The 18,107-nt window shown below is 68.7% G+C and carries 24 protein-coding genes and 2 tRNA genes; 17 read left to right on the top strand and 9 right to left on the bottom strand.

Features of this window, described 5'->3' with window-relative positions; all coding sequences use genetic code 11:
- The 3 genes from yidD to rpmH are packed head-to-tail and all read right to left on the bottom strand — an operon-like array spanning position 1 to position 694.
- Entirely contained in the window at positions 1-213 is a 213-nt protein-coding gene (yidD, locus tag BKY59_RS10040; RefSeq protein ID WP_076071137.1) for a membrane protein insertion efficiency factor YidD, read from the bottom strand.
- Complete coding sequence (rnpA, locus tag BKY59_RS10035; RefSeq protein WP_076071285.1) at positions 210-554, bottom strand: ribonuclease P protein component; 345 nt, start codon at positions 552-554, stop codon at positions 210-212. The genes yidD and rnpA overlap by 4 nt, the downstream gene beginning before the upstream one ends.
- Positions 555-559: 5 nt before the next feature.
- A complete protein-coding gene (gene rpmH / locus BKY59_RS10030; protein WP_076071284.1) occupies positions 560-694 on the bottom strand; it encodes a 50S ribosomal protein L34 in 135 nt (44 codons plus the stop codon).
- A 274-nt stretch (positions 695-968) separates the two neighbouring features.
- Here rpmH and BKY59_RS10025 point away from each other — a divergent pair, with 274 nt between their 5' ends.
- The 4 genes from BKY59_RS10025 to BKY59_RS10010 all read left to right on the top strand — a co-directional run bounded on the left by BKY59_RS10025 (position 969) and on the right by BKY59_RS10010 (position 3,925).
- Complete coding sequence (locus tag BKY59_RS10025; RefSeq protein WP_076071135.1) at positions 969-1,199, top strand: hypothetical protein; 231 nt, start codon at positions 969-971, stop codon at positions 1,197-1,199.
- A gap of 140 nt (positions 1,200-1,339) precedes the next feature.
- Positions 1,340-2,848 carry a YifB family Mg chelatase-like AAA ATPase gene (locus BKY59_RS10020; RefSeq protein ID WP_076071134.1) on the top strand — a complete coding sequence of 503 codons (1,509 nt, stop codon included), beginning with the start codon at positions 1,340-1,342 and terminating at the stop codon, positions 2,846-2,848.
- Positions 2,849-2,978: 130 nt separating this feature from the next.
- On the top strand, positions 2,979-3,761 hold the full coding sequence (locus BKY59_RS10015) for a helix-turn-helix domain-containing protein (RefSeq protein WP_076071132.1): 783 nt from the start codon (positions 2,979-2,981) through the stop codon (positions 3,759-3,761).
- A gap of 79 nt (positions 3,762-3,840) precedes the next feature.
- Positions 3,841-3,925, top strand: a tRNA-Leu gene (locus tag BKY59_RS10010).
- Positions 3,926-3,975: 50 nt separating this feature from the next.
- On the opposite strand, the gene BKY59_RS10005 is transcribed toward BKY59_RS10010, so the two are convergent.
- Positions 3,976-4,182, bottom strand: a complete 207-nt coding sequence (locus BKY59_RS10005) for a hypothetical protein (protein WP_076071131.1) — start codon at positions 4,180-4,182, stop codon at positions 3,976-3,978.
- On the opposite strand from BKY59_RS10005, the gene BKY59_RS17710 reads away from it, so the two are divergent.
- From BKY59_RS17710 to BKY59_RS09985, 5 genes are all read left to right on the top strand, one after another.
- Positions 4,172-4,324 carry a hypothetical protein gene (locus BKY59_RS17710; protein WP_165374830.1) on the top strand — a complete coding sequence of 51 codons (153 nt, stop codon included), beginning with the start codon at positions 4,172-4,174 and terminating at the stop codon, positions 4,322-4,324. The genes BKY59_RS10005 and BKY59_RS17710 overlap by 11 nt on opposite strands.
- A gap of 37 nt (positions 4,325-4,361) precedes the next feature.
- Complete coding sequence (locus tag BKY59_RS10000; RefSeq protein WP_083672052.1) at positions 4,362-5,417, top strand: SGNH/GDSL hydrolase family protein; 1,056 nt, start codon at positions 4,362-4,364, stop codon at positions 5,415-5,417.
- On the top strand, positions 5,414-6,811 hold the full coding sequence (locus tag BKY59_RS09995; RefSeq protein ID WP_076071128.1) for an SGNH/GDSL hydrolase family protein: 1,398 nt from the start codon (positions 5,414-5,416) through the stop codon (positions 6,809-6,811). Before BKY59_RS10000 ends, BKY59_RS09995 begins: the two co-directional genes overlap by 4 nt.
- Before the next feature lie 90 nt (positions 6,812-6,901).
- Positions 6,902-8,311 carry an MBOAT family O-acyltransferase gene (locus BKY59_RS09990; RefSeq protein ID WP_076071126.1) on the top strand — a complete coding sequence of 470 codons (1,410 nt, stop codon included), beginning with the start codon at positions 6,902-6,904 and terminating at the stop codon, positions 8,309-8,311.
- A gap of 13 nt (positions 8,312-8,324) precedes the next feature.
- Positions 8,325-8,684 carry a hypothetical protein gene (locus BKY59_RS09985; protein WP_129586339.1) on the top strand — a complete coding sequence of 120 codons (360 nt, stop codon included), beginning with the start codon at positions 8,325-8,327 and terminating at the stop codon, positions 8,682-8,684.
- Between the two features lie 111 nt (positions 8,685-8,795).
- Here the strand turns inward: BKY59_RS09985 and BKY59_RS09980 are convergent, their stop codons facing one another.
- The gene (locus tag BKY59_RS09980) at positions 8,796-9,407 is read right to left on the bottom strand and encodes a cell wall hydrolase (protein ID WP_076071281.1); all 612 of its coding nucleotides are present in this window, start codon (positions 9,405-9,407) and stop codon (positions 8,796-8,798) included.
- Positions 9,408-9,826: 419 nt separating this feature from the next.
- On the opposite strand from BKY59_RS09980, the gene BKY59_RS09975 reads away from it, so the two are divergent.
- A complete protein-coding gene (locus BKY59_RS09975; RefSeq protein WP_083672051.1) occupies positions 9,827-11,047 on the top strand; it encodes an AI-2E family transporter in 1,221 nt (406 codons plus the stop codon).
- Between the two features lie 72 nt (positions 11,048-11,119).
- Positions 11,120-11,196: transfer RNA gene (locus BKY59_RS09970), tRNA-Asp, on the top strand.
- 438 nt (positions 11,197-11,634) lie between these two features.
- On the opposite strand, the gene BKY59_RS09965 is transcribed toward BKY59_RS09970, so the two are convergent.
- The 4 genes from BKY59_RS09965 to BKY59_RS09950 form a co-directional block, all read right to left on the bottom strand.
- Positions 11,635-11,850: a DUF2842 domain-containing protein gene (locus BKY59_RS09965; RefSeq protein ID WP_076071122.1), complete on the bottom strand. Its 216-nt coding sequence runs from the start codon at positions 11,848-11,850 to the stop codon at positions 11,635-11,637.
- Entirely contained in the window at positions 11,847-12,461 is a 615-nt protein-coding gene (locus BKY59_RS09960) for a 5-formyltetrahydrofolate cyclo-ligase (RefSeq protein WP_240500056.1), read from the bottom strand. The genes BKY59_RS09965 and BKY59_RS09960 overlap by 4 nt, the downstream gene beginning before the upstream one ends.
- A 172-nt stretch (positions 12,462-12,633) precedes the next feature.
- Positions 12,634-13,050 carry a cell division protein ZapA gene (locus BKY59_RS09955; protein ID WP_076071121.1) on the bottom strand — a complete coding sequence of 139 codons (417 nt, stop codon included), beginning with the start codon at positions 13,048-13,050 and terminating at the stop codon, positions 12,634-12,636.
- Positions 13,050-13,271 carry a hypothetical protein gene (locus BKY59_RS09950; RefSeq protein WP_076071119.1) on the bottom strand — a complete coding sequence of 74 codons (222 nt, stop codon included), beginning with the start codon at positions 13,269-13,271 and terminating at the stop codon, positions 13,050-13,052. The genes BKY59_RS09955 and BKY59_RS09950 overlap by 1 nt, the downstream gene beginning before the upstream one ends.
- Before the next feature lie 118 nt (positions 13,272-13,389).
- Here BKY59_RS09950 and BKY59_RS09945 point away from each other — a divergent pair, with 118 nt between their 5' ends.
- The 6 genes from BKY59_RS09945 (at position 13,390) to BKY59_RS09920 (ending at position 18,104) form a co-directional block, all read left to right on the top strand.
- Positions 13,390-13,734 (top strand): hypothetical protein, encoded by a 345-nt coding sequence (locus BKY59_RS09945; protein ID WP_129586338.1) that lies wholly within the window; start codon positions 13,390-13,392, stop codon positions 13,732-13,734.
- Entirely contained in the window at positions 13,731-14,738 is a 1,008-nt protein-coding gene (gene gap, locus BKY59_RS09940; protein WP_076071116.1) for a type I glyceraldehyde-3-phosphate dehydrogenase, read from the top strand. Before BKY59_RS09945 ends, gap begins: the two co-directional genes overlap by 4 nt.
- 7 nt (positions 14,739-14,745) lie before the next feature.
- Positions 14,746-15,270 carry an MOSC domain-containing protein gene (locus BKY59_RS09935; RefSeq protein WP_338056532.1) on the top strand — a complete coding sequence of 175 codons (525 nt, stop codon included), beginning with the start codon at positions 14,746-14,748 and terminating at the stop codon, positions 15,268-15,270.
- Positions 15,271-15,280: 10 nt separating this feature from the next.
- Complete coding sequence (locus tag BKY59_RS09930) at positions 15,281-16,477, top strand: phosphoglycerate kinase (RefSeq protein WP_076071114.1); 1,197 nt, start codon at positions 15,281-15,283, stop codon at positions 16,475-16,477.
- 199 nt (positions 16,478-16,676) lie between these two features.
- Positions 16,677-17,591, top strand: a complete 915-nt coding sequence (locus tag BKY59_RS09925; protein ID WP_076071113.1) for a class I fructose-bisphosphate aldolase — start codon at positions 16,677-16,679, stop codon at positions 17,589-17,591.
- Positions 17,592-17,657: 66 nt separating this feature from the next.
- The gene (locus tag BKY59_RS09920) at positions 17,658-18,104 is read left to right on the top strand and encodes a hypothetical protein (protein ID WP_240500055.1); all 447 of its coding nucleotides are present in this window, start codon (positions 17,658-17,660) and stop codon (positions 18,102-18,104) included.
- Positions 18,105-18,107: the final 3 nt, after the last annotated feature.

Genomic DNA, 18,107 nt, shown 5'->3' with positions numbered 1-18,107 from the left:
TCATGGAACCGGATCGGCACCGCACCCACCCCAGGGATGGCAACGCAGCAGACGACGGGCGGCCAACCAGCCGCCCTTTGCCGCCCCATAGCGCGACAATGCCTCGATCGCATAGGACGAACAGCTTGGCGCATAGCGGCAGGTGGGCGGAATGAGGCGGGAGGGGCCGATCTGCCACAGCCGGGCGATCAGAATCAGCCCGCGCGCGATCATTTCGGGCCGCTATGGGGCGATGCGGCGCGCGCGACCTTGGTCAGCGCCTTGTCGAGATCGCGCACCATGTCGGCAAAGGACCGCTCGATCCCGCCGCCACGCCCGATCAGGACATGATCGGCACCTGTCACACCCGAAACCGGGAGGGCGGCACGCGCCAAGGCACGCAGCCGCCGCTTCATCCGGTTGCGGACGACGGCATTGCCGACCTTCTTGGTCACCGTATAGCCTGCGCGGATCGCGGGATCGCCGTCACCGCGTTGCCGCATCTGCAGGATGAAGCCGGGCATCGGTGCCCGGACCCCACCATTGGCCGCGAGGAAATCCGCGCGGCGGGTCAGCGTCGTTAGGCCGACAGGACCTTGCGACCGCGGGCGCGGCGCGCCGCCAGGATCTTGCGGCCGCCCGGCGTCGCCGACCGCGTGCGGAAGCCGTGACGGCGGGCACGGACGAGGTTCGACGGCTGGAAAGTGCGCTTCATCGGTCATTCCTTGGGCATCAACGTCAAAAGGCCGCACGACGGGCGTGCGGCCGGAATGGCGGTGCGGATAGGGAAAAGGGGGCCGCGAGTCAATGCCGGCGGGCGGCGGGCGGCGGAGCGCGACGGGTGCGCCGAGCGGCAGAGGGGGGCGCCATGCGGCGAGCGCGTCATGCACCGGTCCGACGATGGGATCGCGATCGAAGGTTTCCGCTACGTAATCCTTCGGTGGAGTTCAGCAACGAACGGGACACAATGGGTTGCTAGATGCTGGAGCATGCCGACACAGAACATGCCCATCGCCGACACCAACCGCCCACCGGCCCGCACCGCGCCGTTCTTCTGGCTCGACGTCGGGCTGCGACTGCTGGCCTTTGCGATGATCGTCGCGGCCGGCCTGTGGTGGGACGATGCGTCCGACATGAGCGGTTCGTCGGGGATCGGCGACGCGGTGGCCTATCTCGCACGGCTTGTCGGCGGGCCGCACGGGCTCGTCCCGACGGCGTGAGGCCGCGGCTCGCGTCGGCGGGCAGCAGGCGCCTTTTCGACGGAAGATCGCGGCCGTCGCAGGGATGACGGACCGGGCACCGCAAATCCGCTCGACTTCCGGCCGGCCCGCCGCGATACCCCGCGCCGGGGGAGAAGTGCATGGTCGCGCATGTTTCGACGGTGGCGTATCTCGGGCTGGAGGCGCGCGCGGTCGAGGTGCAGGTGCAGCTGGCACCGGGCGTGCCCGCCTTCGCCGTGGTGGGGCTGGCCGACAAGGCGGTGGCCGAGAGCCGCGAGCGGGTGCGCGCCGCGCTGACCGCGATCGGGCTGGCGTTGCCGCCCAAGCGGATCACGGTGAACCTGTCGCCGGCCGACCTGCCCAAGGAAGGATCACATTACGACCTGCCGATCGCGCTCGGCCTGCTGGGCGCGATGGGGGTGATCGATGCGGAGACGCTGGCCTCCTATGTGGTGGTCGGCGAACTGGGGCTGGACGGGCGGGTGTCGGGGACGCCGGGCGTGCTGCTGGCGGCGCTGCATGCGTCGGAACGTGGGCTGGGGCTGGTCTGCCCCGCGTCGCAGGGGCCGGAGGCGGCCTGGGCCGGGTCGATCGAGGTGATCGGCGCGCCGGGATTGCTGGCGCTGCTGAACCATTTCAAGGGCACCGCGCCGTTGCCGGCCCCGCTGCCGGGTGCGGTGGAGAGCGGGCATGACGGCCCCGACCTGAAACAGGTGAAGGGCCAGGAAGTCGCCAAGCGCGCGCTGGAGATCGCGGCGGCCGGCGGACACAACATGATCATGGCGGGTCCCCCGGGGGCGGGAAAATCGCTGATGGCGGCGTGCCTGCCGGGCATCCTGCCGGACCTGACACCGTCGGAGGCGCTGGAGGTGTCGATGGTCGCGTCGGTCGCCGGGCTGTTGCAGGACGGGCGGCTGATCCGGCGGCGGCCGTACCGCGCGCCGCACCACAGTGCGTCGATGGCGGCGCTGGTCGGCGGCGGGTTGAAGGTGCGGCCGGGGGAGGTGTCGCTCGCCCATCTGGGCGTGCTGTTCCTGGACGAACTGCCGGAGTTCCAGCGCGGGGTACTCGATTCGCTGCGCCAGCCGCTGGAGACGGGTCGGGTGTCCGTGGCGCGGGCGAACGCGCATGTGACCTTTCCGGCGCGGGTGCAGCTGATCGCCGCGATGAACCCGTGTCGGTGCGGGCATCTGGGCGATCCGGCGCTGGCCTGCGCGCGGGCACCGCGTTGTGCCGCGGACTATCAGGGAAAGTTGAGCGGGCCGTTGCTCGACCGGATCGACCTGCATGTCGACGTGGGCGCGGTGACGGCGGCGGACCTTGTGCTGCCCCCGCCGGCCGAGGGTTCGGCACAGGTCGCGGCGCGCGTGGCGGCGGCGCGCGACGTGCAGACGGCGCGCTATGCCAGCGAGGGCGTGCGGACCAATGCGGAGGCGGACGGCGCGCTGCTCGACCGCGTGGCGACGCCGGACGAGGCGGGTCGGCAGCTGCTGGCCAAGGCGGCGGAGGCGATGCGGCTGTCGGCGCGGGGATATTACCGCGTGCTGCGCGTCGCCCGCACGATCGCGGACCTCGGCGGGCATGAGGGTATCGGGCGTGTGCATGTGGCGGAGGCGCTGAGCTATCGCCGGCGGACACCGACGAATTGAGGCGGGCGAATCCGAGACGGGTCTGGATTGCACGGGTTGCCACGCTGGTCGGCTGCGGAACGGACGGACGATGGTAGAAGGCAGCAGTGCCGTTCCCCATGCCGAACCGCCTGGAAAGGCGGGGCGTTCCATGACGCGTGCCGGCATCCTGACGCTGACCGAACGGGAGAAGGAGACGCTACGGCTGCTGATCGCCGGACATGACGCCAAGTCGATAGCCCGCCATTTCGGTTTGTCGGTTCATACGATCAACGAACGGTTGCGCGACGCACGGAGGAAGCTGGACGTTTCGAGCAGTCGGGAAGCGGCAAGGTTCCTGGCCGAATCGGAGCAAGCTCTCCCCGATTCTTTGGTGGACAGGGCTTTGGGGGTGGCGGACGGCGCGCGCCCCATGCGTCCGCTTCCGGACGCAGGCCACCCGCAAGCCGGGGGTTATCGGCTTGTCTGGTTCGGTGGAGGAATGCTCATCATGTCGCTTCTGATTGCGGTCGTCGCCCTCTCGTCGGCGTTTTACGGAAACTTCACCTCGGGCCGGGAAGGCTCTCCCCCGGTCGCAGCACCCGCCAACATGTCGCGATCAGCCGGGCTGGGGGCGGCCCGCACATGGCTGTCGATGCTCGATCGGCAGGACTGGAACGGCAGCTGGCGCGCGGCTGCTTCGCTCTTCAAGACCCAGATCACGGCGGCGCAATGGGGGGCGACAATCCAATCCGTCCGGGCGCCGCTTGGACCGGTTTCGTCCCGGACCTTCCAGACCGTGACGAAAGCCGGCACGCTGCCCGGCGCGCCGGCCGGGGACTATGAAGTCCTCCAGTTCCGGACGGACTTCGCGAGCAAGCCCGGCGCCGTCGAAACCGTCACGCTCGCCCGCGACCGTTCCGCCTGGAAGGTGGTGGGGTATTTCATCCGGTAGAAGCCTGCACGCCAAAGCGCAGGTCGGGCGAACGGGACGGTTGTGATCGACGGGCAGCTTTGTTAGGTGGCGCTTGCGTGCCCCTGTGGTGAAATTGGTAGACGCGCTCGACTCAAAATCGAGTTCCGCAAGGAGTGCTGGTTCGACCCCGGCCAGGGGCACCAATTTTCAGAACATTCCCGGCCGGCCAAGCCAGACTAGGCCGTGGGGTCGATCAACGGCTGCCGTGGTTCGACGGATCCTTGTCGCGGAACGCGTCGGGGGCGACCTTCTGTTCCAGGTTCAGGCTGCCATTGACGCTGTCGTCGTCATAATCGCGCGGCATGTGGACCTCCCCGGTGACGGACGGACCGCCGGTTGCGCCCTTGGTGCCGGGTTCTTTGACGGGATCCGGGGTCGGTTCGGCTGGCGTGGACGTCATCGCAGGTCTCCTGATGGTGCGGTGGAAACGCGGGGCGCGGCGGTTCGGGTCCGCGACGGTTCCGGCCTGGAGCCGGGGCGGCGCGCGGGTGGACGAACGGTTCGGCGCATGGGTGGTGACAGGCGGCACCGCGTCCGCATAGGAGCGGGGCGGGGCGCAGTCGGCGGAGACAAGTGCGCATGAAGACATGGCAGCTGGTGGCGGACCGGACGGCAGTGCTGTTCGTCGGTGTGGCGGCGGGCGCCGCGATCGGGTTCGCCTTTGCCGGCGGGCGCGATCCCGTCGTGCCGCCGGCGCTGGTGCCGCAGGACGTTGCACCGCCGCCGCCGGTAGGGGCTTCAGATCAGGGTGGCGTGGCCGGTATCACGCCGCCGGCCGCTGCGCCCGGGGTGCCGGCAGCGCCCCCGTTGCCGCCCGTCCAGCCGGGCGTGCCGCCGGCGGTGGCATCCGTGCCCGATACCGCGGTGGCGGTAACGCCGTCGCTGGTGCGGACATTGGCGGAGGGGCGACCGGTCCGGATCGGTGTGTATGGCGACAGTTTCGGCGACGGGGTCTGGTCCGGTCTGAACCGCGAGCTGCCGGGCAAGCGCGGCTATGTCGTGACCAAGTACAGCCGGCAGGCGACGGGCTTCACCCGGTACAAGAGCCTGGACCTGGAGGCCCATACGCGGCAGCAGATCGCCGAGGCCCCGGTCGATATCGCGGTCGTGAGTTATGGCGCGAACGACACGCAGGGCGTGATCGCCGACGGGCATCTGGCCAATTACATGACGCCGGCGTGGCAGGCGCTGGTGGCCAGGCGCGCGGCCGGGCTGGTGCGCGCGCTGCGGGGTGGCGGGGCAACGGTGTACTGGGTCGGCCTGCCACGGATGCGCAAGGCGACGTTCGATGCCGACATCAGCGCGATGAACGCCTTCTATGCGCGGCTGATGGCGGATCTGGGCGTCCCGTTCATCGATACGCGCCCGATGTCGAGCGGGCCGGACGGATTCGCGGCCTACCTGCCCGATTCGAGCGGCAAGCCGGTGCTGATGCGCGCGGACGACGGGATCCATATGTCGATGAACGGCTATGTCCGCATCACGCGCGGGCTGGCGCAGCGGATCGAGGCGCATGTCGCCGCGGCGCGGATGCAGGCGGGATTGCCACCCGCGCCCGCGCCCTCGCCGGCGGGTGCCGGCGTGCCGCCGCGGCCGGCGCAGGCGGTGCGGTTCGACATGGGGGCGACACGGTGAAGCGTCGTCTGCTGCTGGTGTTGGCGGTGCTGGCGGCGGCGGCCGGGCCGGTGTGGGCGGCACCGTGCGTGGGCACGCTGTGCAACGCGGACGAACTGAGCCCCGTCTTCGCCAAGCTGGCCAAGGCGCGGACCGACCGGGGCGCGCGGCCGGTGCATATCCTGCAGATCGGCGACAGCCATACCGCGGGCGATGCGATCACCGGTGCGTGGCGGGACCTGTTGCAGGCGCGCTATGGCGGCGGTGGGCGCGGCGTGCTGGCGGCGGGGCGGCCCTATGCCGGATATCTGACGCGCGGCGTGACCGCGGCGATGTCGCCCGGATGGCGGGTGAACGCATCGTTCGGCGCGGGATCGGCGCCGCTGCGGCCGGCGATCGGCGTGGCGGGGTTCAGCCTGACCAGCACCACGCCGGGCGCGTCGATGTCGCTGACGTCCGACGGCGCGCAGAGTTTCGACCGGTTCGTGCTGTGCGCGATCGCGCGGCCGTCGGCGGGGGCGCTGACCGTGCGGATCGGGCTGGCGGAAAGCCGGTTCGACCTGGATTCCAATACCGAGCGGCCGCAATGCCGGACGTTCGCGCTCGACCGACCCAACGCCGCGGTGACGGTGACCGCGAGCGAACGGCCCGTGACGATCACGTCCTGGGCGACGTTCCGTGACGATGGCGGCGTCGTGCTGTCCAACGTGGGGGTCGTCGGGTCGCAGCTCGTCCATTTCGGGCGGACGGACGATGCGGTGCTGGCGGAGGAGTTCCGGAGTTACCGGCCGGACATGATCGTGCTGGCGTACGGCACCAACGAGGGGTTTTCGCCGAGCGTCAGCCCGTTCGGCTATGAATCCACGCTGCGCAGCGCGGTCGGGCGATTGCGGCGGCTGGCGGGCAACGTGCCGATCCTGCTGCTGGGCGCGCCGGACGCCGCCAGCCGCCAGCCGGCGCTGCTGAACAATGCGCCGGGCAGCGCGATCGCCTGCAGCGTGCCCGCGGTGCGCGTGGCGATGCCCGCCCCGGTGGTGGTGCCGGCGGCGATACAGCCGAAGGTGCAGGACATGGACGCGACGATCGCGGCGCTGGCGGGTGAGGGCGGGGGGGTCGTGCCGGTCGCGGTCCCGGTCGCGGCCCCCGTCGCGATGGTGCGGCCGGCGGTGTCCGGGCTGTTCGTGCCGCCGGGGATGAAGGTGGTGCGCGATATCCAGCGGAAGGTGGCGGGCGAGCTGGGGCTGGCCTTCTGGGACTGGGGCGCGCGGATGGGGGGCGCCTGTTCGGCACCGAAATGGGTACGCGGCACGCCGGCGCGGATGCGCGGGGACTATGTGCATTTCAATTCGGCGGGTGGGCGCGATATCGCCGCGCGGTTGCAGGCGGACCTCGATGCGGCGGGGATGGGGCGTTGAGTCTGGGTCTCGTGGTGGAAGTCGTGTTCGGGCTTGCGGGCGTCACCACCCCTCGGCCCCCTCCTGTGAAGAGGAGGGGGAGTAGGTAAGATGCTGTTTCCGACTCTTACATTCGGATTGTTCTTCCTCGTCACCTTCTGCGTGGTGTGGGGGGCGTCGCGGTCGAACGAGTGGCGCAAGATCCTGCTGCTGGTCGCGAGCTGGATCTTCTACGGCGCGTGGGACTGGCGGTTCGTCGCGCTGCTGATCCTGTCGGCGGTGCTGAACTGGGGCGCGGCGCGGCTGATCGATGACAGCGACGATGCGGTCGTGCGGAAGCGCGTGATGATCGTGGGCGTCGTCCTAAACCTCGCTATCCTCGGTTTCTTCAAATATTACGGGTTCTTCCTGGAACAGGTAGGCGACGTGCTGGCCGCCGCCGGGTTCGCGCGCGACCTGCCGCTGGTGCAGGTGATCCTGCCGGTCGGCGTGTCGTTCTTCACCTTCCAGGGGATGAGTTACCTGGTCGACGTGTACAAGCAGCGCGTGCCGGCGGCGTCGCTGCTCGACATCACGTTCCTCATGTCGTTCTTTCCGCATCTGGTGGCCGGGCCGATCGTGCGCGCGGCGGACCTGGTGCCGCAGTTGCAGGCGACGCCCCGGCTGAACCGCGGGATGGTCGCGTCCGCGCTGCTGCTGATCGTGTGGGGGCTGTTCAAGAAGGCGGTCATCGCGTCCGAACTGGCGACGCAGTTCGTCGATCCGGTGTTCGCCGATATCGCCGGACATTCGCGAATCGACCTGGTGCTGGCGGCCTACGGCTATGCCGTGCAGATCTATTGCGATTTCTCGGCCTATTCCGACATGGCGATCGGCATCGCGGCGCTGTTCGGATACCGGTTCCCGCGCAATTTCGACCAGCCATATCGCGCCGCGTCGTTGCAGGAGTTCTGGCGGCGCTGGCATATCAGCCTGTCGAGCTGGCTGCGCGATTATCTGTATATCGATGCGCTGGGCGGCAACCGCGGCGGGGTCTGGTACATCTGCCGCAACCTGATGGTGACGATGCTGCTGGGCGGCCTGTGGCACGGCGCGAAGTGGACGTTCCTGATCTGGGGCGGGCTGCACGGACTGGTGCTGGCGATGGAACGGCTGTGGCGCGAATATCGGCCAGCCGGGTGGCCGGTTCTGCCGCGCTGGGCCGGCGTGCTGGTGACCTTCCATGTCGTGGTGCTAGGCTGGATTTTCTTCCGTGCGCCGAGTTTCGCCGATGCGACCGCCTATCTGCGCGGGATCGGGGCGAACGGCGCGGGCGGCATGACCGCGACGCCGTTGCAGCTGGTGCTGATCCTGTTCGGGCTGGCGATCCACGCCGCGCCGCCGCGGCTGTTGCAGGGGATCGCCGGGCGCGTGCGGACCTGGCCGGCGCCGATCCTGGGGGTCGCGACCGGCGCGGCCATTCTGCTGGTCGATGCGATGCGGTTCGAAGGGGTGGCGCCCTTCATCTATTACCAGTTCTGATGGGAGCGGCGGGATGACCGACGGGAAAACCGACGTGCGGAACACCATGCGGGCGCACGACGCGTCGCCGGTCGACCTGCCCGACGAGCCGGGGCGCGCGATGGGCGAGGGCAGGCGCGGGCTGGGCTGGACGGGGGCGACGATCCTGATCGCCAGCCTGTTCCTCCTGCTGACCAACGCGCAGGCGCTGAACGGCTGGGCGGCGGAACAGACGCCGAGCGAGACGATGGTGCGGGTGACGGGGGCGACCGAGGGCTGGCTGGCAGCGACAGAGCGGATGCAGGTGGCGACACCGCGGGCCTGGCTGCACGGACTGTGGAAGCGGGCGCAGGCGGCACGGTTCGCCGGGCAGGCGCCGGCTGCGGAGGATTGAGGGTCGTGCCTTAAACGCCGCGCGTGTGATGCTGTTGCCGGCACCCCATCCTTCCCCTGAAGGGGAAGGGCTTAGAGGGACTAGGTCCGCCTCAATCTAGAACGGAAGCGTTCAGCGATAGAAGACGTGATCGCCCAGGGCGGCGACGCGGATGCGGCCCTTGAAGAAGTTCGTCGGTGTGGAATAGGCGGCGCGGAAGAAGAGCGCGCCCGGAACGACGGCCTGCGCCTTGCCCGACAGCGCTTCGAACGCGACGGCGACGGCGGCCTGCCACTGCGCGCTGGCGCGGTTCGGATGGTAGCGGGTCGTGTCGAAATACTGGTTCCGCTGATGCACGACGCCGCAGACGGTGCCGGCGAACCGCCCGGATGCCTTGCGGTTCAGGATGGTCTGCGCGACCGCGAGCTGACCGGCGCGCGACTGGTTGCCGGCTTCGTGATGGACGACCTTTGCCATGCAGAGCGTTTCGTCGTCCAGGCTAGCCTGGTCCGCGGCGACATCGGTGCTGTCGGTGTCCGCATCTGCGCTCGCATCGTCGGCGGCCAGGGTGCGGATCGGTTCGGCGAAGGTATTGGCGGCGATCTGGCGGAAACGGAGGATGTTCAGCTGGGCCTGGGTGGGTGCGGCCGGGCTGAGGAGCGCGGGGGCGGCAGGCAGTGCCCAGGTTGCCGGAGTCTCAGCCGCGGACGTCATCGACGCGGGGACCAGCACGGCGGCGGACATCAGCGCGAGGCTGGAAACCGCAAACACCTGGGATCGACGAACAGAAACCACTCAACACTCCGGCATGTGCGCGAACGCTGCCCCGGACCCGAAAAACACATACGGGGGTCCGGCTGACGTTCACGTCTTGTCGCTGCAAACCGGCGGCGCTGATGCAGCCAACCGGTACGACCGTTCCCCGCCCATTCCCGTTCGAACCCAATTCGTCAAAGCTGGAACGACGAGGCGTTGGAAGGACACGGCGACCGGATGTAAGATTTGTGACAGCATGGAACCTTTTCAGTGGTCGTTTCTTGCGCTGAGACAGTAAGGTTTCGGAGCTTTTCCTGACGGTTGCGGCAGGGTGCGGACGGGCACGCGGACGGGGGAAATGATCGGTGGACGCGAACGACGCAAACGGCCGGAAGCTGGATGATCCGATGGAGTCGGCGGCAGGTGCTGGCCAGATCCTGTCCGAGTCGGTGGCGGACGGGGCCGGCAAGGACGAGACGCCAAACGCCGATGCGGCGGTCGATTTCGTAACGGAGGCGTTCCGCCGCGACCGATTGCTGGCGGCGCTGACGCTGATCGCGGGCGCCGGGTTCGTGCTGGCGGTGCCGTTCGCGTTGATGGCGGGGGCGGAGTTCTTCCTGCCGATCACCGCGGCGCTGGTGATCGCGATCGCGCTGGTGCCCAGTCTGGAATGGCTGGAACGGCGCGGGATGCCATCGTCGGCGGCGGCGCTGACCTGCGTGCTGATGTTCCTGATTACCGCCAATGTGGCGATCGCGGCGATCGTGGTGCCCGCGACAGGGTGGTTCTCGCTGTTGCCGGACCGGATCGGGCGGATCCGCCAGAACCTGCGCCCCGTGATCGAACTGTACGCCAGCCTGGACAAGTTCATCGCGCAGACGATGAAACTGGTGCAGCGCGCGCCCGCAACGGGCGGGTCACGGACCGTTGTGACCCAGTCGGCGCCCAATTCGCTGCTCGACCTGCTGACGTCGTCCGCGCCGCATGCGCTGATCCAGATGTTTTTCGCGATCCTGGTGATCTTCTTCTTCCTGTCGGGCTGGACGAGCCTGCGTCGCCGCACGATCAGCAACCGCGGCAGTTTTTCGAGCGCGATGGCGACGGCGCGCGTGATCCAGGACATGGTCAACGCGACGTCCGCCTATCTGGGCACGATCACGATCATCAACGTGACGCTGGGGGCGGCGGTGTCGGTCGGCCTGGCGTTGATCAGCATGCCGACGCCGCTGATGTGGGGCGGACTCGTCGCGCTGTTGAACTATATCCCGTATCTGGGGCCGATCCTGGCGGCGCTGCTGCTGGCGGTGGGTGGGCTGATGACGTTTTCGGACGCCTGGTATGCGCTGCTGCCGGCGGCGATCTTCGTTGGCATGCACCTGGTGGAAGCGAATGCGATTACGCCGATGCTGGTCGGGCGCAAGCTGACGATCAACCCGCTGCTGATCCTGGTCGCGCTGAGTTTCTGGGGTTGGGTCTGGGGGACGGTGGGCGCATTGCTGGCGGTGCCGCTGCTCATCATCCTGAAGACGATCCTGGATGCGGCGGGCAAGCCGGACATTGCGGGTTTCCTGTTCGAGGAGGGGACGCTGACCGGCACCGCGCCCGAGGAAGTGCTCGCGTCGCGATAAGACGAACGCGGTGGTTGCGAATTGCGGTTGACGCATCCCGCGACCGCCGGTAGTTGCCCCCCCACGCTTCAAGCGGGTGTAGCTCAGTTGGTTAGAGTGCCGGCCTGTCACGCCGGAGGTCGCGGGTTCGAGCCCCGTCACTCGCGCCATTTCCCAAAGTGGAAATGGCGCGTTTTCCCTTCCCGGGGTTATGGGTTCCTTTTTTACTGGATAGGTTTGGGCCAGAAGCCTTTGCGCATCTCCGCATGTACTTGTTCTGCGTGGGACCTGCGCGGGGGTTCCCGCTACGGACTTGGGCTTTGGCCGGGCTGTAGTGATAATGGATCCTGACCTTCGTCAGGATGACGGGACCGAGGTCGGGACGGCGGCGGGCGGGTTTCTGCCACTTGGGTGAGTGTCGGTCCGAGACCGAGCTCTGCCCCGTGGCCTGGCCCGGCCTTTGACCTGGGCAGCATTCCTACCCCGACCGTCATCCCGGCGATGGCCGGGATCGCCCTTGGACTGGGGGTGGGTGCTTTACCGGAGGGAGATCCCGGCCTTCGCCGGGATGACGGTTTGGGGCGGACACATTCCTGTTCGCGGCGCTGTCAGCGCCAGCGGGTGGTCTGCATCCAGCGGAGGATGGGCTTGACGGGGGTCAGCCAGATCCAGGCGAGGCCGGCGAGCGCGTAGTAGACCAGCTGCAGCGTCCAGTGCAGCGTGGCGACCGAATCGGAGAAGGTGGCGAACAGCACCGTCCAGAGCAGGACGATGGCCAGGATCAGCAAGGCGCCGACCGGTTTGCGCCAGCTCGGTTCGATCATGCCGCGATCCAGCCGCGTTCGGTGGCGATGCCGTGGAGCGGGACGTCCCATGGATCGACGGGCAGCGCGTCGACGGCCTGCACGGTCCAGGCGAGACCGATGCGCCGCGCATCCGGCCGCGCGGCGAATGCGCGGTCGTAGAAGCCGGCGCCCTGGCCCAGCCGGTTGCAGGCGGCATCATAGCCCACCAGCGGCGCCAGGATCAGGTCGGGATCGAGGATTTCGGCATCGGCGCGCGGTTGCAGCAGGCCGAGCGGGCCGGGAACGAGGTCGTCACCGGGAAACCAGCGGTGGAAGACCATTGGGGCGGTGCGGCCGGTGATGCGGGGCAGCACCATGATGCAGCCCTGGTCGAGCGCGCGGAACAGCAGCGGGAGCGGATCGACCTCCTCCCCGTCAGAGACATAGCCCGCGACGATGCGCGCGCCGGCCAGATGCGGAGCGGCATGTTCGGCCAGCTGGAGCGTATCGACCAGCAGCTGGGCGGCGACCGCCTCGTCCGCGACGAACCGGGCGCGGGCGGCGCGAAGCGTGCGGCGGAGTTCGGACTTGTCCATAGGTTCCAGGTCCCGTCCGCTGGCCGGCCCGCAGGCGGCGTGTCCGGTTGCCATGGGTGGCGGGACCGCCATGGCCGTTTGCCGGAATATCCTCTGACGCCTGTAACGTCAGGTGGGGACCATGTGCGTCGGACCAGGATCCGGGCAGGGACAGCCCCCGAAGGATGATGAATAGCCTCAGGGATTTTCCTTCGGCTCGTACCGGGCAGTGCCCGCCGCGTCCTATCTAGGCGGTCGGCGGCCCGGCCTCAAGACCCTCCGCCGCAATTGCCTCCGGCTCGGCCACGTCCGGCTCGGCGATGTCCGCTTCCAGCGATTCGGCCAGAGTCTCGATGCGGGCGGCCAGTGCTGCGACCGCCTGGGCGAGCAGCGGATCGGGCAGCGTCTCCGCGGCGTTGTCCGGCGCCGCGGCCGCGGCGTCCGATGCGGCCTGGACCGCGCTGCGCAGGCCGCCAATCTCGTCGGCGAGCAGGAGGCCGGCGAACAGCAGCATGCGGACCTCGGTCAGGCCGCCGACCGAGCGCGCCGCCTGACCGGCTTTCTCGTCCAGGATCTGGCCGAGACGGAGGAAATGGGCTTCCTCCCCATCGCGGCAGGTAAGTTCGTGGCTGTAGCCGGCGATGGTCAGCGTGACTTTCGCCATCAGGATGCCTTTGCGTCGATAAGCGCGTCGATCCGCGCGATCGCCGCCTCCGCGCCGGCGCGCAGCCGCGCATGGCGGGCGGGCAGGTCCGGATCGTCCGGCATGGACGGAACAACGGGCGGCGCGACGGGCACGGACGCGCGGCGGACGAACGCCGCTTCGGCACGCGTTACCGCGGCGTCCAGGCGGAAGATCGCGTCCTCAAGGGTTTCATCAGGCATGGCCGGGCGATAGCAGCCCGCCCGGACATAGCAAATCGGGTTACGCCAGTCCGTCCGGCGCATGCGACCGGCGCGCGCGGGACATGACACTGTTGTCGGAAGGGCTGTCGTATGGGTCGTGCAGTTGACGATACCGGCCGCCGCCGCCAAAGCACGCCCGGACGATGCGGTGCCATGCTGTCGGCATGCCGCCGTCCGCGCCGTGACGACATGGGGGCCTGCCCGACCGATGACGATCTGCCCGCCGCCTGCCGACATCGTCCGCGCACGGATGGCGGACGTGGTGTGGACAGCCGGTCGTCCGGATCGGTTGGGGGCGGCAACCGTGGCGACGATGCCGCGCCGCACCCATATGAATGCCCGCCGCGATCTCCCGACCGTGGCCCGCCATTCCGGACCTTTCACCCTGACCGCGCCGATGGTGCCAGCCGCCGCGACGCCAACCGAGGAACAGAACGCATGACGAAGGTTGCCATCAACGGATTCGGCCGCATCGGCCGGCTGGTCGCGCGCGCCATCCTGTCGCGTCCCGACAGCGGGCTCGAACTGGTCGCGATCAACGACCTGGGCGATGCCAAGGCGAACGCGCTGTTGTTCAAGCGCGACAGCGTGCACGGCAGCTGGAAAGGCGACGTGAGCGCCGACGGCGATCATCTGGTGGTCGACGGGACGCGCATCCGCGTGACGGCGGAGCGCGACCCCGCCAACCTGCCGCATGCCGAACTGGGCGTGGATATCGCGCTGGAATGCACGGGTTTCTTCACGGACCGCGAATCGGCCGGCAAGCATCTGACCGCGGGCGCGAAGAAGGTGCTGATCTCCGCCCCGGCCAAGGGTGTCGACCTGACCGTGGTCTACGGCGTGAACCATGACAAGATCTCGGCGGATCACACGATCATCTCCAACGCGTCGTGCACCACCAACTGCCTGGCTCCGGTCGCCAAGGTGCTGAACGATGCGATCGGCATCGAACGCGGACTGATGACGACGATCCACAGCTATACCAACGACCAGAAGATCCTGGACCAGATCCACCCGGACATGCGCCGGGCGCGGGCGGCGGGGATGTCGATGATTCCGACCACGACGGGCGCTGCGCGCGCGGTGGGCGAGGTGTTGCCGGAACTGAAGGGCAAGCTGGATGGATCCGCGGTGCGCGTGCCGACGCCCAACGTGTCGCTGATCGACCTGACCTTCACCCCGTCGCGCGATACCACGCTGGAAGAGGTGAACGGCGCGCTGAAGGCGGCGTCCGAAAGCGGCCCGCTGAAGGGGATCCTGCAGTTCGTGACCGATCCGCTGGTCTCGATCGATTTCAACGGCGATCCGCACAGTTCGTCGGTCGACAGCCTGGAAACCGCGGTGCTGGAAGGCAAGCTGGTCCGCGTGATGAGCTGGTACGACAATGAATGGGGTTTCTCCAACCGCATGGTCGATACCGCAGGCGCGATCGCCAAGCTGCTCTGAGGCCGCGTTGCGCCAGCCGTTCCTGCCGTTCGCGCCGGTATCGCTGCGGTCCGACCCGGACCATGTGGCGGCCGGGCATGGCACCGTGATCGGGATCGCGCGGCGGCAGGCGCCGCGCGCGCCGATGGAATTGCTGGCGGAGGCCGCGATCACGCCGGCGCACGGCGTGGCCGGGGACTTTCGCGGCAGGGCGAAGCCCGACGGCCGGGTGGCCCGGCGGCAGGTGTCGCTGTTGCGGCGCGAGGACTGGGCCCTGGCCGAGGCCGAACTGGGCCGCGCGCTGCCGTGGACGCATCGCCGTGCGAACCTGCTGGTCGAGGGGCTGGACCTGCCGCGGATCGCCGGGACTATTCTGACGATCGGCGCCGTTCGGCTGGCGGTCAGCGGGGAATGCGACCCGTGCCGCCGGATGGACGAGGAACAGCCCGGCCTGTGGCCCGCACTGGTGCCCGACTGGCGCGGCGGATATCTCATGACCGTCATCACCGGGGGGTATGCCCGGCTGGGCGACCCGATAAGACTATCGCAATGAGGATCGAGACATGACGGCTTTCCGGACGCTGGACGATATCGGCGACGTGCGCGGGCGACGTGTGCTGGTGCGCGAGGACCTGAACGTGCCGATGGACGGCGCCAAGGTGACCGACGACACGCGGTTGCGCGCCGCGGCCCCGACGATCGCCGAACTGGCGGACAAGGGTGCGATCGTGCTGGTGCTGGCCCATTTCGGTCGACCCAAGGGCATGCGGAACCCGGACTTGTCGCTGGCGCTGATCGTGCGGCCGCTGTCCGACGTGCTGGGCCGCGAGGTGCGGTTCATCGACGATTGCCAGGGTGTCGATGCGGACAAGGCCGTGGCCCAGATGCAGGCCGGCGACATCGCGGTGCTGGAAAATACCCGGTTTCACGGTGGCGAGGAAGCCAACGATCCCGGGCTGGCGGCGGCGATCGCGCTGTTGGGCGAGTTTTATGTGAACGACGCCTTTTCCGCCGCGCACCGGGCGCATGCGTCGACCGAGGGGCTGGCGCACCTGCTGCCCGCCTTTGCCGGGCGGTCGATGGAGGCGGAGTTGCAGGCGCTGGAGAAGGCGCTGGGCCAGCCGGAGCACCCGGTGGCCGCGGTCGTGGGCGGGGCGAAGGTTTCGACCAAGCTGGACGTGCTGAAGCAGATGGTGGCCAAGGTCGATCACCTTATCATCGGCGGCGGCATGGCTAACACGTTCCTGGCGGCGCGCGGCGTGGATGTCGGCAAGTCGCTATGCGAGCATGACCTGACCGATACCGCGAACGCCATATTGGACGCGGCCGACGCGGCGGGGTGCACCGTGCACCTGCCCTACGACGTGGTGGTCGCGAAAGAATTCCGCGCCAACCCGTCGACGCGGACCGTGAACGTGCACGAAGTGGCGGCGGACGAGATGATCCTGGACGTGGGGCCGGCGGCGACCGAATCGCTGGGCGACGTGCTGAAGAATTGCCGGACGCTGGTGTGGAACGGGCCGATGGGGGCGTTCGAGACGGCCCCGTTCGATGCGGCCACCGTGGCGCTGGCGCGGACGGCGGCGGCGCTGACCGAAAGCGGATCGCTGGTATCGGTGGCGGGCGGCGGCGATACCGTCGCGGCGCTGAACCAGGCCGGCGTGGCGGACCGCTTCACCTTCGTATCGACCGCGGGCGGGGCTTTCCTGGAATGGATGGAGGGCAAGCCGTTGCCGGGCGTGAAGGCGCTGATGGGTTGAAGGCGCAGGCAGGCATATTCAACGGATATGCCTGTCACAGTTGCCACCATGGCTGTCACGTACTGGAACGACGAGACGTCCGGTCGTTCGCGCGTGCGCAGTAGGACGGGACGATGACATCGCTTGACCAGCGTTGTCATGCTTGCATGCTGCCAGCAGAGCTTTACCGCATCGCACAAATCCATCGGAGATATCGGCCATGAGCTTTACCCCGACCGTCAAGGCGATCCTGGACAATTACGAGTCCGATAACCCCGGCACGAAGGCCAATCTGGCGCGGATCCTGACCCACGGCCATCTGGGCGGCACGGGCAAGCTGGTGATCCTGCCGGTGGATCAGGGGTTCGAACACGGCCCCGCGCGGTCGTTCGCGATGAACCCGGCGGCGTACGACCCGCATTATCATTATCAGCTGGCGATCGATGCCGGCCTGTCCGCCTATGCGGCGCCGCTGGGGCCGCTGGAAGCCGGGGCGGATACGTTCGCCGGGCAGATTCCGACGATCCTGAAGGTCAATTCGTCGAACAGCTGGGCCACGAGCATCGACCAGGCGGTGACCGGCACGGTCGACGACGCGCTGCGGCTGGGATGTGCGGCGATCGGGTTCACCATCTATCCGGGGTCGGACGGGATCTTCGAACAGATGGAGGAGATCCGCGAAATGTCCGCGGAGGCCAAGGCGGTCGGCATCGCGACCGTGATCTGGTCCTATCCGCGCGGCGGCGACATTTCCAAGAAGGGCGAACTGTCGCTCGACGTCGGGGCCTATGCCGCGCACATGGCGGCGTTGCTGGGCGCGCACATCATCAAGGTGAAGTTGCCGACCGCCGATATCGAGCAGAAGGAATCGGTCGCGGTCTACAAGGACGGCGACTGGTCGACCCAGGCCAAGCGAGTGGCGCATGTCCGGCAGGCCTGTTTTGCGGGGCGGCGGATCGTGGTGTTCTCCGGCGGAGCGACGAAGGGCAACGACGCGCTGTACCAGGATGCGCGCGACATTCGCGACGGCGGCGGCAACGGGTCGATTATCGGCCGCAACACGTTCCAGCGCCCGCGGGCCGAGGCGCTGGCCATGCTCGCCAAGATCGTGCGCATCTACAAGGGCGAGGAATAAGCCATGCCGGGGGCGGGCGCGGCTGAAGCTGTCGCCTTCCCCTGCCATCGCAGCCTGGCGCCCATAATGTGGGTTCTGCTGGCGCTGGCGCTGATCGAGATGATCGTGGCGCACGGGCTGGTCGCGATCTGGTCCACGCGGGTCGCCCTCTGGCTGTCGCTTGTCAGCCTGGGCGGCGTCGCCTGGATCGTCCGGCTGATCCGGTCGCTCCGCACGCTGCCCCCGTTTGTTTCAGGCGACGTGCTGACGATGCGTGCGGGTGTGCTGGGTACGGTGGCGATCCCGGTCGCATCGATCGCCGGACTGCGCGCGGACTGGTCCGCGGAGACGCTGAGGCAGCGGGGCACGCTCAATCTGGGGCTCCTCGCCTATCCCAACATCGTGATCGACCTGTTGCCGCCGGTGATGGGGCGGCGCGGCCGGCCGGTGCGGGCCGTGGCGCACCGGCTGGACGACCCGCAGGCGTTTCGCGCGTGGATCGCGACCCTTCCGCAGGCGAACGGCTTGGCGTAGGTG

This window comes from Sphingomonas montana (assembly GCF_001956315.1).
Taxonomy (GTDB): Bacteria; Pseudomonadota; Alphaproteobacteria; order Sphingomonadales; family Sphingomonadaceae; genus Sphingomonas_R; species Sphingomonas_R montana.
The sequence above is the reverse complement of the archived record's forward strand: the minus strand, read 5'-3'. Positions and strand labels throughout refer to the sequence as shown.

What these genes read in the sequence shown, in the direction of transcription:
- yidD (WP_076071137.1), bottom strand. Translation starts at nt 213, where the DNA reads ATGATCGCGCGCGGGCTGATTCTGATCGCCCGGCTGTGGCAGATCGGC.
- rpmH (WP_076071284.1), bottom strand. Translation starts at nt 694, where the DNA reads ATGAAGCGCACTTTCCAGCCGTCGAACCTCGTCCGTGCCCGCCGTCAC.
- BKY59_RS10025 (WP_076071135.1), top strand. Translation starts at nt 969, where the DNA reads ATGCCGACACAGAACATGCCCATCGCCGACACCAACCGCCCACCGGCC.
- BKY59_RS10020 (WP_076071134.1), top strand. Translation starts at nt 1,340, where the DNA reads ATGGTCGCGCATGTTTCGACGGTGGCGTATCTCGGGCTGGAGGCGCGC.
- BKY59_RS10015 (WP_076071132.1), top strand. Translation starts at nt 2,979, where the DNA reads ATGACGCGTGCCGGCATCCTGACGCTGACCGAACGGGAGAAGGAGACG.
- BKY59_RS10005 (WP_076071131.1), bottom strand. Translation starts at nt 4,182, where the DNA reads ATGACGTCCACGCCAGCCGAACCGACCCCGGATCCCGTCAAAGAACCC.
- BKY59_RS10000 (WP_083672052.1), top strand. Translation starts at nt 4,362, where the DNA reads ATGAAGACATGGCAGCTGGTGGCGGACCGGACGGCAGTGCTGTTCGTC.
- BKY59_RS09990 (WP_076071126.1), top strand. Translation starts at nt 6,902, where the DNA reads ATGCTGTTTCCGACTCTTACATTCGGATTGTTCTTCCTCGTCACCTTC.
- BKY59_RS09985 (WP_129586339.1), top strand. Translation starts at nt 8,325, where the DNA reads ATGACCGACGGGAAAACCGACGTGCGGAACACCATGCGGGCGCACGAC.
- BKY59_RS09980 (WP_076071281.1), bottom strand. Translation starts at nt 9,407, where the DNA reads ATGTCCGCCGCCGTGCTGGTCCCCGCGTCGATGACGTCCGCGGCTGAG.
- BKY59_RS09975 (WP_083672051.1), top strand. Translation starts at nt 9,827, where the DNA reads ATGGAGTCGGCGGCAGGTGCTGGCCAGATCCTGTCCGAGTCGGTGGCG.
- BKY59_RS09965 (WP_076071122.1), bottom strand. Translation starts at nt 11,850, where the DNA reads ATGATCGAACCGAGCTGGCGCAAACCGGTCGGCGCCTTGCTGATCCTG.
- BKY59_RS09960 (WP_240500056.1), bottom strand. Translation starts at nt 12,461, where the DNA reads ATGGCAACCGGACACGCCGCCTGCGGGCCGGCCAGCGGACGGGACCTG.
- BKY59_RS09955 (WP_076071121.1), bottom strand. Translation starts at nt 13,050, where the DNA reads ATGGCGAAAGTCACGCTGACCATCGCCGGCTACAGCCACGAACTTACC.
- BKY59_RS09950 (WP_076071119.1), bottom strand. Translation starts at nt 13,271, where the DNA reads ATGCCTGATGAAACCCTTGAGGACGCGATCTTCCGCCTGGACGCCGCG.
- gap (WP_076071116.1), top strand. Translation starts at nt 13,731, where the DNA reads ATGACGAAGGTTGCCATCAACGGATTCGGCCGCATCGGCCGGCTGGTC.
- BKY59_RS09930 (WP_076071114.1), top strand. Translation starts at nt 15,281, where the DNA reads ATGACGGCTTTCCGGACGCTGGACGATATCGGCGACGTGCGCGGGCGA.
- BKY59_RS09925 (WP_076071113.1), top strand. Translation starts at nt 16,677, where the DNA reads ATGAGCTTTACCCCGACCGTCAAGGCGATCCTGGACAATTACGAGTCC.
- BKY59_RS09920 (WP_240500055.1), top strand. Translation starts at nt 17,658, where the DNA reads ATGTGGGTTCTGCTGGCGCTGGCGCTGATCGAGATGATCGTGGCGCAC.